General features: G+C 68.9%; 15 protein-coding genes. 5 read left to right on the forward strand and 10 right to left on the reverse strand.

Annotated features, from left to right (window positions below; all coding sequences use genetic code 11):
- Positions 1–13: 13 nt before the first annotated feature.
- Positions 14–964, forward strand: a complete 951-nt coding sequence (locus tag EV138_RS01485) for a GNAT family N-acetyltransferase (protein ID WP_133976669.1) — start codon at positions 14–16, stop codon at positions 962–964.
- A gap of 30 nt (positions 965–994) precedes the next feature.
- Positions 995–2,167: a winged helix DNA-binding domain-containing protein gene (locus EV138_RS01490; RefSeq protein ID WP_133976670.1), complete on the forward strand. Its 1,173-nt coding sequence runs from the start codon at positions 995–997 to the stop codon at positions 2,165–2,167.
- Positions 2,168–2,213: 46 nt separating this feature from the next.
- Here the strand turns inward: EV138_RS01490 and EV138_RS01495 are convergent, their stop codons facing one another.
- From EV138_RS01495 to EV138_RS01510, 4 genes are all read right to left on the reverse strand, one after another.
- A complete protein-coding gene (locus EV138_RS01495) occupies positions 2,214–2,810 on the reverse strand; it encodes a hypothetical protein (RefSeq protein WP_133976671.1) in 597 nt (198 codons plus the stop codon).
- Positions 2,803–3,318 carry an RNA polymerase sigma factor gene (locus tag EV138_RS01500; protein ID WP_166678462.1) on the reverse strand — a complete coding sequence of 172 codons (516 nt, stop codon included), beginning with the start codon at positions 3,316–3,318 and terminating at the stop codon, positions 2,803–2,805. The genes EV138_RS01495 and EV138_RS01500 overlap by 8 nt, the downstream gene beginning before the upstream one ends.
- A 67-nt stretch (positions 3,319–3,385) precedes the next feature.
- Positions 3,386–5,152, reverse strand: coding sequence for an ABC transporter ATP-binding protein (locus EV138_RS01505; RefSeq protein ID WP_133976673.1), 1,767 nt, complete (start codon positions 5,150–5,152; stop codon positions 3,386–3,388).
- On the reverse strand, positions 5,149–5,577 hold the full coding sequence (locus tag EV138_RS01510; RefSeq protein WP_133976674.1) for a MarR family transcriptional regulator: 429 nt from the start codon (positions 5,575–5,577) through the stop codon (positions 5,149–5,151). The genes EV138_RS01505 and EV138_RS01510 overlap by 4 nt, the downstream gene beginning before the upstream one ends.
- Before the next feature lie 101 nt (positions 5,578–5,678).
- On the opposite strand from EV138_RS01510, the gene EV138_RS01515 reads away from it, so the two are divergent.
- Positions 5,679–6,266: an ArsR family transcriptional regulator gene (locus EV138_RS01515; protein ID WP_133976675.1), complete on the forward strand. Its 588-nt coding sequence runs from the start codon at positions 5,679–5,681 to the stop codon at positions 6,264–6,266.
- A gap of 56 nt (positions 6,267–6,322) precedes the next feature.
- On the forward strand, positions 6,323–7,585 hold the full coding sequence (locus EV138_RS01520) for an MFS transporter (RefSeq protein WP_133976676.1): 1,263 nt from the start codon (positions 6,323–6,325) through the stop codon (positions 7,583–7,585).
- Between the two features lie 3 nt (positions 7,586–7,588).
- Here EV138_RS01520 and EV138_RS01525 read toward each other — a convergent pair whose 3' ends face one another.
- The 4 genes from EV138_RS01525 to hisF form a co-directional block, all read right to left on the reverse strand.
- Positions 7,589–9,184, reverse strand: coding sequence for an MDR family MFS transporter (locus EV138_RS01525; RefSeq protein ID WP_133976677.1), 1,596 nt, complete (start codon positions 9,182–9,184; stop codon positions 7,589–7,591).
- On the reverse strand, positions 9,184–9,693 hold the full coding sequence (locus EV138_RS01530) for a MarR family winged helix-turn-helix transcriptional regulator (RefSeq protein ID WP_133976678.1): 510 nt from the start codon (positions 9,691–9,693) through the stop codon (positions 9,184–9,186). The genes EV138_RS01525 and EV138_RS01530 overlap by 1 nt, the downstream gene beginning before the upstream one ends.
- Positions 9,694–9,774: 81 nt before the next feature.
- On the reverse strand, positions 9,775–10,242 hold the full coding sequence (locus EV138_RS01535) for a MarR family winged helix-turn-helix transcriptional regulator (protein ID WP_133976679.1): 468 nt from the start codon (positions 10,240–10,242) through the stop codon (positions 9,775–9,777).
- Complete coding sequence (hisF, locus tag EV138_RS01540) at positions 10,239–11,000, reverse strand: imidazole glycerol phosphate synthase subunit HisF (RefSeq protein ID WP_133976680.1); 762 nt, start codon at positions 10,998–11,000, stop codon at positions 10,239–10,241. Before hisF ends, EV138_RS01535 begins: the two co-directional genes overlap by 4 nt.
- A 176-nt stretch (positions 11,001–11,176) precedes the next feature.
- Between hisF and EV138_RS01545 the strand changes: the two genes are divergently transcribed.
- Positions 11,177–12,496: a M1 family metallopeptidase gene (locus EV138_RS01545; RefSeq protein WP_133976681.1), complete on the forward strand. Its 1,320-nt coding sequence runs from the start codon at positions 11,177–11,179 to the stop codon at positions 12,494–12,496.
- 43 nt (positions 12,497–12,539) lie between these two features.
- Here EV138_RS01545 and EV138_RS01550 read toward each other — a convergent pair whose 3' ends face one another.
- Both EV138_RS01550 and larAH read right to left on the reverse strand, forming a co-directional pair.
- The gene (locus tag EV138_RS01550) at positions 12,540–13,472 is read right to left on the reverse strand and encodes a lysophospholipid acyltransferase family protein (protein WP_133976682.1); all 933 of its coding nucleotides are present in this window, start codon (positions 13,470–13,472) and stop codon (positions 12,540–12,542) included.
- A complete protein-coding gene (larAH, locus tag EV138_RS01555) occupies positions 13,472–15,052 on the reverse strand; it encodes an NPN-dependent hydroxyacid isomerase, LarAH14/15/16 family (protein ID WP_133976683.1) in 1,581 nt (526 codons plus the stop codon). Before larAH ends, EV138_RS01550 begins: the two co-directional genes overlap by 1 nt.
- Positions 15,053–15,097 lie beyond the last annotated feature (45 nt).

Genomic DNA, 15,097 nt, shown 5'->3' on the forward strand with positions numbered 1-15,097 from the left:
CCACGCTGTGGGAATGACCGCCGCGCCCCCGCCGGGCCACCTCACCGTCCGCCCGATCCAGCTGACCGACGTCGAGGCGATCACGGCCCAGATGGGTGCGTATACCTCGAAGCTGTTGGGTTTTCCCAAGCACAGTCTGGAGGACGTGACCGGGTTCCTGAGCGATCCCGCGCACGAGCTGGAACGGGACAGCTGGGCGGTCTTCGACGGGACCCAACTGGTCGGGACCGGCACGGCCAGCCGGTTCGGGGGCCGGATCGACCTCGACGTCACCGCCGACGACCCGGCGGTCGCGGGGTGGCTGCTCGACGCCGCGACCGAGCGGGCTCACGAGCAGGCCCAGGCCATCGGCGGGAACGAGGTCACCGTGGGGGTGGCCGTCCTGCGCGACGACAGGGTGCTTGCGGGCTTGGCCGCTGAGCGAGGGTTCGAACTCGGCACCACCATTCAGCGGATGGAGATCAGGCCGCGGGGTCAGGTCGAGGCGCCGCCGGTCCCGCCGGGGATCGCGGTCCGGCGCGGGGCGCTCGACGACGCGACCCGCCGCGCGGCCCACGACGTGCTGGCGGAGGCCTTCGCCGACCAGCCCACCTCCGTGCCCCGCCCGTACGACGAGTGGGTGGCGTCGCGGGACGCGCGCCCCACCTTCGACTGGTCGCAGGTGACCGTGCTCGAACTGGACGGCCGGCCGATCGCGATGCGCGAGTGCAACGACAACTTCGTCTCGTCCGAGAACTGCGGGTACGTCGGCCGGCTGGCCGTCCTCGCCGAGGCGCGCGGCCGCGGTCTCGCCACCTTCCTGCTCAAGGACGCCTTCGCCCTCGACCAAGCCGCCGGCCGAGCCGGAACGATCCTGCACGTGGACAGCTCGAACCCAACCCCTGCGGTTCACCTCTATCTCGGCGTCGGCATGCGCCCGAAGGTGATCACCGACATCTGGCGCCGCACGCTGACGACCCGGTAGCTGTCGGTCCCGTCTGGAAGCATGGCTGCCATGCGCCACGTGACCGACGACGAACGCCGCGCCCGCCTCGCCGTCAGACACGCGCTGGCGCCGCCATACCGGGTCGGTACGCCGGAAGCGGCGACGGAGGCGATCACCGCGCTCCACGCGACGGAGGCTGCCTCGGTCTCCTTGTCCTGCTGGGCCCGGGTCGACGGCTTCGAACTCACGGACCTGGATCGCGCCCTGTACGAAGACCGCAGCCTGGTGAAGCAGCTGGCGATGCGGCGCACGCTCTTCGTGTTCCCCCGCGACCTGCTCCCGCTCGTGTGGAGCAGCGCCTCCGCCCGGGTCGCCACTGCCGAACGCGCCCGGATCACCAAAGGCGTCGTCAAAGTCGGCATCACCACAGACGGCGAACGGTGGCTGAAGGAGGCCCGGACTCAGCTTCTCGCCTTACTGGCCGCCACTCCGGACGGCTGCACGACCGCCGACGTGCGGGCCGCGGTGCCGATGGTGGATGTGAAGGTGGAGCTGTCGGCAGGGCAGACGTTCACCGCGTCCGGCGTTCTGACGCTGCTGAGCCTGTCCGGCGAGATCGTCCGCGGCGTGAACACCGGCCGCTGGTTCACCTCGCGCCACCGGTGGACCCTGATGGACCGCTGGCTCGGAGAGACCGCACCGCCACCGCCTTCCGCGACCGACGGCTATCGCGAACTCGTCCGCCGGTGGCTCCACTCGTTCGGCCCCGGGACCGAGGACGATCTCGTCTGGTGGCTCGGCTCCACCAAGTCCGCGGTACGAACTGCGCTTCAGGCGCTCGATGCTGTCGAGGTCTCGCTGGATGGTGGCGCCACTGGCTGGCTGCTGCCTGATGATGTCGACGAGGTCGGCGATCCGGGTCCGTGGGTGGCGCTGCTGCCGGTGCTGGATCCGACCGTGATGGGCTGGAAGGGCCGCGACTTCTATCTCGGGCCGCATCGCGAGCAGATCTTCGAGATCCGCGGCAACGCCGGTACGACGGCGTGGGCCGACGGCCGGGTGGTCGGGTGCTGGGTGCAGGACGGCGACGGCGTCGTACGGGTGTCCTTGCTGGAGAAGGTCTCGGCCCGGACCCGGCAGGCGCTCGACGCCGAGGCGGTCCGGCTGACGCAGTGGCTCGCCGGTCAACGGATCGGGACGCCGTACGCGACACCGGCCATGAAGGCAGCGCGCGCGATGTAGACAGACTTCCTCGCCGGGGTGGTCGCGGTCCGCCCCGGCGAGGTCGTCAGTTCAGGACCGACCGGTTCCCAGTCGTGCCGGCCAGCACCTTCCTGTTCCCGAGTTGCCAGCGCAGATCCAGCGGGATCCGCACGTCCTTTCCACCAGGTTTCGGACATTGCTGACCGTCGGGTTGATCCGGCGCCACCGAGTACCGGTAGGCAGCGATCCGGACCGTCTTGGTGTCCTGCGCAAGGATCCGCACCATCGTGTGCGGGATGCAGGTCGCCTCGGTGTCGCGAGCGACCTCGACGACCACGCTGTCGGTGCTGTCCTGGTCGGCGACGACGCTGATGATCGGGACCTCCCCGGCCAGCACCATCACCGTCGTACCGAACTTGAACCGCGCCGGCGGCGGTCCGTCGTCGAGCACACCGAGCACGGGCGCACTCACCGGCGGCGTCGCGGGGTCTTCCTCGGCACGTGGCTGGTCGAAGGTCGCCACCGCGATTCCGCCGGCCACCAGTGAGACCGCCGCCACCGTCGCGAGGCTCCGGCGTCGCCGCTGCCGGACGACAGCGCGCTCCACCTGCGCGAACGACGGTGCGTGTTCGGGGGTCCGCTCGTCGACGTACTCGGTCAGCAGTTCGTCCAGCTCAGGCATGGTGCGGCACCTCCTCCTGTACGGCGAGTAGCGGGGCCAGCGCCTGCCTGGCCCGGGCCAGCCGGGACTTCACCGTCCCGGGCGGCAGGCCGAGTTCGTCGGCGACCTGTTCGATCGGTAGATCCATCACGTGATGCAGCACCACCACAGCTCGTTGGGCGGGCGAGATCCTGGCCAGCGCGGCCGACACGTCCAGCGCGTCGCCATCCGGCTCACGAACCACCCCGGTCCTTCCCAGCAACTTCGCGGAGGCACGGGCAGCCACCTGCTGACGCCGCAACCTGCTCACCAGGGTCCGTACCGCGACCGCTCGCACCCACGCCTCGGGGTCGTCGTAGCGGCGGATCCGGTCCCACCGGCCGAGCAGCTTCACGTACGCGTCCTGCGCGACCTCTTCGGCGTCGGCACGCGATCCCCCGATAGACACCAGTACGCCGATCAGCCGCGGCCAGGTGCGCGCATAGAGCGCCGCCACTTCAGCCGCCGGATCGCCGTCGATGTGCCTCACACCCCTAACACGCGCTGCTCCCCCGTCCGGTTCCATCCTTTTTCACAGCAATTTCCGGCACAAGGGTTCAGGTGAGTGCGCCGTGCAACTGGGCGTACCGGCCGGACCGGGCGAGCAGCTCCTCATGGGTGCCGCGTTCCACGACCCGGCCGTGGTCGAGGACGAGGATCTGGTCGGCGTTGCGGACCGTCGACAGCCGGTGCGCGATGGCGATCGTCGTCCGGCCCCGGGCCAGCTCGTCGATCGCGGCCTGGACCGCCCGTTCGGTCTCGTTGTCGAGCGCGCTGGTGGCCTCGTCGAGGATCAGGATCGGCGGGTTCCGCAGCAGCATCCGGGCGATCGCGAGCCGCTGCCGCTCACCGCCGGAGAACCGGTAGCCCCGGGCGCCGACGACGGTGTCGTATCCCTCGGGCAGCCCCGCGATCAGGTCGTGGATCCGGGCCGCCCTCGCCGCGGCGATCACCTCGGCATCGGTCGCCGCCGGGGCCGCGAAGCGGAGATTCTCCCGGACCGACTCGTGGAACAGGTAGGTCTCCTGCGAAACCAGGCCGACCGCGTCCGAGATCGCGGCGAACTTCAGGTCGCGCAGGTCGACACCGTCGATCATCACCTGGCCGCGCTGCGGGTCGTACAACCGGGCGAGGAGATAGGCCAGCGTCGTCTTGCCGGAGCCGGTCTCGCCGACCAGCGCGGTCGTCGTCCCGGGCTCGACGACGAAGTCGACCCCGGACAGCGTCCAGGGTGCGTCGTCGGAGTACCGGAAGAACGCCTGCGAAACCCGTACTTCGCCGCGCGGGCGCGGCAGGTCGCGGGCGTCCGGTTTCTCCTCGACGTCGATCGGCAGATCCAGGACGTCGAAGATGCGACCGAACAGAGCCATCGAAGTGGAGGCCGCGGTGCCGATGCCCTGCAGGGCCGTCGCGGGCGCGACCAGCCGGTTCAGCATCGTGGTGAACGCGACCACGGTCCCGATCGAGAACTGCGCGGAGCCGTGCGCGAGGGTGAGTCCGGAGACGAGATAGACGAGCGCGGGGATCATCGTCAGGCTGGCCCGCCGGCTCGAGTTCACCCACTTGCCGTTCATCGCCGCGTCGAGCTCGATCCGCGACAAGGCGCGTGACTCGGTCGCGAACCGGCGGGACAGTTCGCGTTGCCGGCCGAGCGTCTTGGCGAGCAGAACCCCTGCCACCGAAAGGGATTCCTCGACCAGCGCGGTGATCCCGGCGAGCTGCTGCTGACGCCCGCGAGCGATCTGGCGCTGCTGCCGCCCGAGCCGGAACGAGAAGGCCAGGAACAGCGGTACGACGATCAGGCAGACAGCCGCGAGCTTCCAGTTCATGAACAGGGCCGCGACGGCCACGGTGAGCGCGGCGATGCCGTTCTGGACGACCGAACTGGCGGTGTTGATCACGACGTTGTCCACACCGCCGATGTCGTTGGCGATCCGCGACTGCAGTTCGCCGGCCCGGGTGCGGGTGAAGAAGCCGAGCGACATCCGCTGCAGATGGTCGTACACGCCGACGCGGAGATCGTGCATCACGCCCTGACCGATCACGTTCGAGAGCCGGGTCGACGCGACGCCGAGGACAGCGGCGAGCGCGGCCGCGACGATCATGCCGCCGGAGTAGAGGATGACCAGGCTCGCGCTGCGCTGCGGGAGCGCGCGGTCGACGATCTCGCGGACCATGAACGGCGACGTGACCCCGGCCGCCCCTTGAGCGACCGAGATGAGGAGCAGGACGGCGATCGACCAGCGGTACGGGCGGAAGAGGCGCGCCACCCGGCGTACGGGGGCTTTGTCGAGGGTGATGTCGGTGCTGATCGTCGCCGTCACAGATCGTCGTCCTCCGCCAGTCGTTCGAGCAGGCCCGCCGCGACGACGAGGAAGTCGCGCTCCGCCTCGGTCAGTTGCTCCAGCGCGCCGGCCAGCCAGCGCTCCCTCGGCCGGAGCTCGGCCGCGAACACCTCGACGCCGGCCGGGGTGACTTCCAGCAGGGACTGACGCCCGTCGTCGGGCGCGGGGCGTCGACGGATCCAGCCTTGGTCCTCCAGCGCGGCGAACACCCTCGACAGCGACTGCGGCTGGCTCTTGAGCCGGTCGGCGAGCTCGCTCGGCGTCAGCGGACCGGACCTGGCCAGATGGCGCAGGACCGCCGTCTGAACGAGGGTGATCGCGCCGGTCCGCTCAGCCCGAGCCCGGCTCGCCAGCAGGCTGACCCCGGCCAGGATCCGCTTGGCCGCTTCATCAGTAGTACGCACCTGTTAACTATAACCAGGACATTTGCGCTGATCACTGGATTTTTGGTACGCATCTGCGTAGCACTGATGCGCTGAAGGATCTGAGAGATTACTCTCGAAACATGTCTCTCAGGAATCCGTACGGCGATTTCGAGGTCACCGACCCGCAGGCGATGCGGGCGCTGGCGCACCCGGTCCGGCTGGCCGCGCTCAGCTACCTGCAGAAGAACGGCCCGGCCACCGCCACCCAGCTGTCCGAGCACGTCGGCGCCTCCCCGTCGGTGACCAGCTGGCACCTACGGCACCTGGCAACCTTCGGCCTCGTCACAGACGGACCGCCACCGGACGGCGCTCCCGACAAACGGCGGCGATGGTGGAAAGCGGTCTCGCGCGGCTTCCGCTTCGACATGCCGTCGACGCCCGAGGGCGCTGAGGCAGGCCGGCTGCTCCGCGCCCAGATGATGCGCCAGGCCCTCGACTATGTCCAGCAATGGCTGTCGGACGTCGAGCCCGGCCTGGATCCTGAGCTGAGCCGACAGGCCTGGTCCGCGAACACGTTGCTGCAGGTCACCCTCGAGGAAGCCGAGGCGCTCGACGAAGCCATCGAGAACCTCCTCGCTCCTTACGTCCGACGCGGCTCGGAAGGCGCGCCGGCGGAGGCCCGCCCGATCCGGATGATCCGGATGTCATTGCCGGAAGCAACCACCTGATCCAGCCGCCCACCCTCGCCCGCTGCTCTTTCCTGCCGCCCGAGTAAGGATCCGTCGTGAGGACTCTGCCTGCTACCAGTCTGTGGCGCGACCGTCAGTTCCGGACCTTCTGGTCGGCTCAGGGCGTCTCGGAGTTCGGCGACCGGATCAGCGAGCTCGCGCTGCCGCTGATCGCCGTCACCTTGCTGAACGCCTCACCCAGTCAGGTCGGCTTCCTGACCGCGGCCGTCTGGTTGCCCAACCTCGCGTCCTTGTTCATCGGCGCCTGGGTGGATCAGCGGCGGGACAAGCGCCCGTTGATGATCGCCGCCGACCTGAGTCGCACGGTCCTGCTGCTGTCGCTGCCTGCGGCGTACTGGCTGGACCTGCTGACGCTGGGCCAGCTCTACGTGGTCGCGATTCTCGCCGGTATCGCCCACGTCGTGTTCAACACGGCGTACTCGTCGTTCTTCGTACGTCTGGTGTCGCGAGACCACTTCCTGGAAGCGAACAGCAAGCTGTCCTCGACGCGCTCGATCTCCTTCATGGGCGGTCCTGCGCTCGGCGGCCTGCTGGTGCAGTGGCTGACCGCACCGGTCGCCGTCCTCGCCGACGCCTTGTCGTTCGTCTTCTCGGCCATCCAGGTGAGCCGCCTCGACACGGCACCGGGACCGGCCGATGGTGCCGGGGAGTCCTTGCTCGGCAGGGCACGCGCGGGCATGCGTTACCTGCTGCGCCACCCGTACCTGCGCTACACCCTCGCCTGCTCGACGACGATCAACTTCTTCAACCTGATCGGTGCGGCGTTGCTCATCCTGTTCGCCAGCCGGACCCTGGGCCTGTCCGCCGGCACGATCGGCCTCGCCTTCGGGATCGGCGCCTCCGGCGGCCTGCTCGGCGCGCTCGCGGCGACGCCACTGACCCGGCTGATCGGCGTCGGTCCGCTGATCGCCATCGGCGCCTTCGTCTTTCCCGCCTCGATCGCGATCGCCGCGCTCGCCTCAGGACCGCTGTGGGTCCGGGCCACCGCCTTGGGCGCCGCCGACTTCGTCGGGATGTTCGCGGTGATGTGCTACGACATTCCGCAGAACTCGCTGCAGGCCTCGGTGACCCACGAGCAGATGCGAAGCCGGGTCTCCGGCGCCTACAGCAGCATCAACTACGGGGTGCGGCCGCTCGGCGCGATCGTGGGTGGCTTCCTCGGCACCTGGCTCGGTGTCCGGGAGACATTGCTGATCTCCTCGGCAAGCGGGTTCCTTGCGGTCCTCTGGCTACTTCGCTCCCCCATCATCCGGACGAGGTCGCTGGAGGGGCTGGAACCGCCTGCCTTGCGTACGTAGTACTCAGTCGTCGAGGACGTCCTCGAGTGTGGGCTCCAGCTTGGCGACCGTGCGGCGGAGGGGGACCTCCTTGATGAAGAGGACCGCGAGCAGGCTGACCAGTCCGCAGGCCGCGGCGATCAGGAAGATCCGGCCGGTCGCATCGCCGTACGACTGACGAACCAGCTCGGCGAGCTGCGGAGGCAGGTGACCGACGTCGAGCAGGCTCGTCCCGCCGCCGCCTTCCTGCAGCTTGCGCACCGCCTCGGCGCCGCCCGGTCCGGCCAGCAGGCCCTGGATCAGCAGGTCCTTGACCCGCGCAGCGAGCACCGCGCCGAGGACCGAGACACCGACGGCTCCGCCGAGACTTCGGAAGAACGAGACGGTCGCGCTCGACGCACCGATCTCCGTCACGTCGACGGTGTTCTGTACGGCGAGGACCAGGTTCTGCATCATCATGCCCATGCCGACACCCATCGACAGCATGCCGAGGCCGACGTACCAGTACGGGCTGGTGTGGTCGATGGTGCCGAGGATCGCCAGCCCGATGACGAGCAGGATGCCGCCGGCGATCAGGTACCGCTTCCACTTGCCGAACCGGGTGATCAGCTGGCCGGAGCCGACCGAACCGAGGAACGACCCGAGCATCATCGGGATCGTCAGCAGGCCGGCCTCGGTCGGGCTGTAGCCGCGGGCGATCTGGAAGTACTGACCGAGGAACAGCGCGCTGCCGAACATCGCGACCCCGACCGCGAGGCTGGCCACGATCGCCAGGGCGGTCGTCCGCTGCCGCACGACCTTCAGCGGAACCAGCGGCTCCTTCGCCTTGGTCTCCACGAGGACGGCGAGCAGGCCGAACAGCAGGGTGCCGCCGACGAACAAGGCCGACTGCCACGAGATCCAGTCGAAGTCCTGACCGGCGAAGGTGACCCAGATCAGCGGCAGGCTGGCCGCGGCGCTGATCAGGATCGCCCCGAGGTAGTCCATCGTCACGCGCCGCTTGAGCAGCGGCAGGTGCAGGTACTTCTGCAGCATCACGAGGCTGATCACGGCGAGCGGGACGCAGACGTAGAAGCACCAGCGCCAGCCGAGCCACGAGGTGTCCACGATGACACCACCGATCAGCGGCCCACTGACGGTTGCCACTGCCATGACAGCACCCATGTAGCCGGAGTACCGGCCGCGGTCGCGCGGTGGGATCGCGGCGCCGATGATCGCCTGGGCCAACGCCATCAGGCCGCCCATCGCGAGTCCTTGCAGCACGCGGGCGCCGATCAGGAACGGCACGTTGTGGGCCATCCCGGCCAGCGCCGAGCCGATCACGAACAGGACGATCGCCAGCTGCACGAGCAGCTTCTTGCTCATCAGATCGGACAGCTTGCCCCAGATCGGCGTCGACACCGTGGTCGCCAGCAGACTCGCCGTCAGCACCCACGTGTACTGGGTCTGCGATCCCTCGAGGTCGGCGATGATCGTCGGCAGGGCGTTGCTGACGATCGTCGAGCTGAGCATCGCCGTGAACAGCGCGGCCAGCAGGCCGATCAGGATCTCGAGGATCTCGCGGTGGGTGAGCTCCGGCGCGGCGGCAGGCGCTTGGTACCGGTTCTCGGTGACAGTCATCAGTCTCCAGTCGATGTGTTGACACGCCGTACGGACTCGGCGGCCTCGGTGACGGCACCGGCGACGCGGCGCAGAGCTTCCGCGGCGTCGGCCATTCGCTCGTCGTCCCAGTCCGCCAGCGCGGCGCGAAGATGTTTGGTGTAGTTCGCGTACAAGGCCTCCAGCCGGCGCCGGCCCGCGTCGCTGAGCGCGACCAGCGAGACCCGCGCATCGGCGGGATCGGGCCGACGGCTCACCAGGCCGTCGCCTTCCAGCGCGGTGAGCTGCCGGCTGACCACCGACGCGTCGACACCGAGCTTGGCGGCGATCTCACCGGTGCGCTGCTCGCCGCCCTTGGACAGCACCTTCAGCACGCTCGCATCCGCCCGCCGCAGCCCGGAGTCGGGCCACAGGTGCCGGTGTTCGATGCACCGCACGGCCCGGATCAGCGAACTGACCCCTTCGAGCACTTCCTGGGCCGGCGTGTCCCGCTCCACCTCCGGGACAGAGGTCTGCTGAGCTAGTTGCATAACCCAACTATATACACATTTAGTTGGTTTCTGCAACCATATGCAGGGAGCTGTGGTCTATGCCACCCACGCGGAGGTGCGCTAGCTGAGGTCGGAGTTCAGCCGGGCGAGGAGGTTGGCCAGCGCGGCCAGGTCGGGGGTGTCCCAGCGGGCGAGGATGGCGCGGAACTCGGTCTGGCGCTGGATTCGCATGGCGTTGAAGCCGGCCGCGCCGGTGCTGGTGAGGCGCAGAAGGCGGGCCCGGCCGTCGTCGGGGTCCTCGACCCGTTCGATCAGGCCGAGTGACTCGAGGTGGGTGAGGCCGCGGGAGACCGTGGACTTGTCGAGGCCGAGGGCCTGGGCGACGTCGGAGGCGCGCACCCCCGGGCCGCCACTCGACGTACCGAGTTCGATCTGGGAGATCAGCGCGTAGCCGGCCGCGTCCATCTCGGGGTGAACGCGGCGAGCCAGCAGCATCTGGGAGGAGCGGGCGCGGCGGAACAACGTCGAGAGTTCGTGCTCGACGGCAGCCAGCAGTTCGGTGGGGCGCTCGGCCACGACGTCGCTCACCGCACCACGATGCCGGCGTCGCGCAACGCCTTCTTGACGTCGGCGATCCGGAGGTCTCCGAAGTGGAAGACGCTGGCGGCCAGTACGGCGTCGGCGCCCGCTTCGACCGCGGGTGGGAAGTGTTCGGGCAGGCCCGCTCCCCCGCTGGCGATCAACGGGATGTCGACGACGGCGCGGACCGCCCGGATCAGCTCCAGGTCGAAGCCCTGTTTGGTGCCGTCGGCATCCATCGAGTTGAGCAGGATCTCCCCCGCGCCGAGTTCCCAGACCTTGCGGGCCCACTCGATCGCGTCCAGCCCGGCCGACTTGCGGCCGCCGTGGGTGGTCACCTCGAACCCACTCGGCTGATCAGCGGCACGCCGTACGTCGAGGGACAGCACGAGCACCTGGTTGCCGAACCGGTGCGCGATCTCGGAGATCACGGCCGGCCGGGCGATCGCGCCGGTGTTGATCCCGACCTTGTCCGCGCCGGCTCGCAGCAGCCGGTCGACGTCCGCGGCCTCCCGGACGCCGCCGCCGACCGTGAGCGGGATGAACACCTGCTCGGCGGTCCGCCCGACCACCTCGTACGTCGTCTCGCGGGAGCCGGACGAGGCGGTGATGTCGAGGAAGGTCAGCTCGTCGGCACCCTCGGCGTCGTACAGCTTGGCCAGTTCGACCGGGTCGCCGGCGTCGCGCAGGTCGGCGAAGTTGACGCCCTTGACCACCCGTCCGGCGTCGACGTCCAGACAGGGAATGACTCGCACGGCAAGACTCACGCCCAAAGGGTACCGAGCGACGACACCCACCTGACACACACAGGCCACAGCATCCGTAGTACGGACGTTTGCAGGATTGTGGAAATGGCGAACTCGGCGGTGGGAGTGAGCCCCGAGCCGGTCAGCATGAGGGGATCCTGTCTTCTGCCCTCCAGGAGTAATGCGCCAGCACCAAGCTGGTCGACGGGCACGTGAAGATCTTCGCCGCCGCGACCAAGAACCTCTCCCGGTTCAACCTCGACTCCTACGGGCTCGACATCGCCGAGGTCCGGGTCGACGGCAGCACCGAGAGCGCGGTCCAGGACGGCGAGGAGCTCGTCATCACCCCCGAGTGGGCGATCCCTTCGGGTCGCGGCTTCGTCGTCGACATCACGTACAAGGCGGACCCGGTCAAGATCAAACCGCCGGCGGGCGGTTGGGTGGCGACTCCGGACGGATTCGCGACCGCTCCCCAGCCGAGTGGTGCGGACACGATCTTCCCGAGCAACGACCATCCCTCCGACAAGGCGCAGTACGTCATCCGGGTGACGGCGCCGAAGGGAACGATCGGGGTTGCCTCAGGCAACCACATCGGCGACCAGGAGAACGCGGACGGCAGTACGACGTCGACGTACGCGACCGTGAATCCGATGGCGACCGAGTTGGTGCAGGCGTCCGTCGGGGACTACACGATCGTGGACCGCGGCACGGTCGACGGCGCCCGGATGCGGGACGTCGTACCGGCGGCCCGGCTGGCCAAGGTGGACCCCGCGCTCAAGCTGACCAGTGCGCAGCTCCAGTGGGTGAAGCAGTACCTCGGGACATTCCCGCTCGAGGCGTACGGCATCCTGCCGGCCAACAGCGACGCGCCGGACGCGTTCGACTTCACCGGGCTCGAGACGCAGACATTGACGCTCTACAAGCCGAACTACCTCGCTCAGGCCGAGGACAAGATCGGCTCCCACATGATGCACGAGTTGGTGCACAACTGGTTCGGCAACAGTGTCACCCCCGCATCGTGGAGCGACCTGTGGATCAACGAGGGGCACGCGGACTACTACGCGCTGAACTACCGGTACGAGCGGGGCTGGCCGGACAACCGCGGGTACAAGACGATGGTCGACAAGATGAAGTACACCTACAGCCAAGGTGACCTCTGGCGGGCCTCGTCCGGTCCGGTCGCGAAGCCGAACGCCAAGAACCTCTTCGACAACCAGCGCTACACCGGCGGCGTCCTGGTGCTCTACGCGCTGCGGGAGAAGGTGGGCGCCGAGACGTTCGCCCGGATCGAACAGGCCGTCCTGGCCGATCACCGCAACGGCAACATCTCCACCGACGGCTACATCGACCTGGCCACCACGGTGTCCGGTGATCCGTCGGTCGAGCCGTTCCTGCAGGACTGGCTGTACGTCGAGAAGACGCCGCCCATGCCCAACCACCCGGACTGGACCGTCGTCCCACCCACCACCAAGACCCTGGCCGCCACCGACCTCCAGTCGGACCGCCGCGGCGACTGACCGCAAGGAGCCCCTCGCAGCACGCGGGGGGCTCCTGCGGTGGTTACTTCCAGGCGCGGGGTTTGGAGGTGGCGGGTTTGACGGGGGTGGTGGACTCCCAGACACGGCGCCAGCGGGCGGCATCCGGGCCGGACTGCGACGGCGAGGTGCCCGAGGCGACCCGGCGGCGGGCCTCCCACCACGTCGTGGCCTCTTCGTCGAGCAGGGCCGAGACGGCGGCGGAGATGCGTGGCGCGAAGTCGCGAGGGCTCTCCCCCTCAGCCGGGTACAGCGGGTCGCCGTACCGTACTGCGACCGTCGGCCGCCCCGGCACGGGCCAGCCGCGGCCGCGTGGCATCGCGGCGAACGAGCCCTTGATCCCGACCGGGATCACCGGTACGCCGTGCTCGACGGCGATGTACGCCGCGCCCATCCGGAACCGTTCCATCCACCCGTCGGGCGACCGGGTGCCCTCCGGGAAGACCACGACGTTCCAGCCGTCCTCGAGCAGGTCGCCCGGGGTCTGGCTGAGCTTGCCGCCGCGGCGCTCGATCGGGAACGTGTTGAACATGATCGCCGAGGCGGTCGCCCGCCACCACGTGTCGAAGAAGTAGTCGGCGGCGGCAGCGACCGCGGTCTTGCGGCGCATCGCGTCCGGCAGCGTGCAGAGCACCAGTGGGGTGTCCAGGTGCGACGAGTGGTTCGCCACGATGACGGCCGGGCCGTGCAGCTTGGTCAGCGAGTCGAGCCCACTTACCTGCGGGTTCACCTCGAACCGCATCACCGCGTTGAGGCCGCCCTTCAGCAGCACCTCGCGGACCGCGATCGCGGCCGGCGTACGGGCCCACCGGGTCGGGAAGACCGAGGTCTCCTTGGGAATCACGTACGGCTCGGCCGAGCGCGGGACCTGCGGCCGGCGGCCCCAGCGCCAGCCGCGCGCCACCACCCGGACGTCCCGGGCGGTGTCGCGGCCGAACTTCACCAGGTTCGCGCCCATCAGCGAACGTCCGCGAGCAGGTGCGGCGGGTTGTGCAGGTAGGTGATCGACGGCGACCGGCCGACCGAGTGGCTCACCATCTCCAGCGCGTCCTGCAGCGTCGAGGCGGACCGGAAGCCCATCCGCTCGACCGTCTTGCGGTTCGCGCCGACCCAGACGATGTCGCCGCAGTGGTCCAGCGCGTGGCTGATCCAGTACCACATGTAGAACGGGTGCACACCGTGGTACGCGTTCGAGGTCCGGTACAGGTGGATGTACCACGGGTCCTCGGCGTACTGCTTCTCGAACTTCGCCTCGATGGTGGCCGGGTCCGTCGACTCCGACAGCACCTCCTCGAAGAAGTCCACGTACGACGGGTGGTGCAACTGGCTGAACTCGTAGTCCACCGGGTGGTAGAGGATCACCGCGCCGTCCTTGCGGACGACCGGGTTGCCCCGGTAGGAGTTGAAGTAGTAGCCGAGTCCCATACAGGCGGCCAGGATCGGGTTCATCACCGAGTTCACGTTGTACGGGCCGACGAACGGCACGCCCATGATCGCGACGTCGGACTGCCCCTGCACCTCGACCAGGTGCTGGCGGTGCACCATCTCCAGCGTCCGGTCGTGCACCGGCTCGATCTTGCCGGCGTTGATGCCGGTCAGACCGTAGTGCGACTTGGTCTCGGTGAAGATCTTGTGCCGCAGCTTCGGCGGCGCGATGTCCAGCGCGCGCTTGGTGGCCAGGAACGAGGCCTGGTCCTTGATCGACCACTCCCACTCACGCTTCTGCAGGAACTGCAGTGGGCCGCCGAAGATGTCGTTGTTCAGCGAGGTCTCGATCTGGAAGACCTTGACGTGCTGGGTCAGCACCTCACCCATCCGCCAGGCCGACTCGTGCATCTTGGAGGCCTTGTGGTCCATGAAGGACCGCGAGTGGATCATCGTGTGGCTGTTGTGGTGGTGCTTCAGCGACTTGTACGACGCCAGGCCGATCGACGTCGACTTGTGGCCGCCGTCCATCGCCACCAGGTTCACGTTCACGTAGACGAGCAGGTCGGACTCGGCCGCCCGCTTGGAGATCTCGACGTCCTCGCCGTGCCGGGTCTGCCCCAGGTGGCTGAGGTTGTCGCGGTCCTCGGCGTCGAAGTTGTACAGCTTGCCGTCGGGGTAGAACGACCGGAACACCCGCTCGCCGACGATGTCGCGCAACTCGTTCGGGGTGAGCCGGCGGTGCAGCGCGTTCGCCGAGATCAGCTCGACGTCGTCGACGCCGGCGTCGGCGGCCATCGTCAGCACCGCCTCGATGATGCGCTGCCGGATGTCCGGCTTCTGCATCGGCGGCAGCGGGATCGAGATGTCGTCGAACGCGATCGTCAGCCGCATCCCGGCGTACAGCAGCTCGGGCAGCGGCTCGGACTCGAGCGGGTTCAGCAGCGCGTTCTGGATCGCCTCTTCGACATCGCGCACCGCCGGCAGCGACTCCGGCGGGTAGATCACCCGGGTGCCCAGCGGGAAGCGCTCCAGCTTGAAGCCCTCCCCGTTGTGCACGAGCAGCGGCGGCGTCCGGTCGTCCACCTCAAGCACAAACCCTGGCCGAGACATGTCAGAACCTCTCTCGTCGTACGTTCAGCGGCCCATCAAGCGGCG

The organism is Kribbella voronezhensis, from assembly GCF_004365175.1.
GTDB lineage: Bacteria > Actinomycetota > Actinomycetes > Propionibacteriales > Kribbellaceae > Kribbella > Kribbella voronezhensis.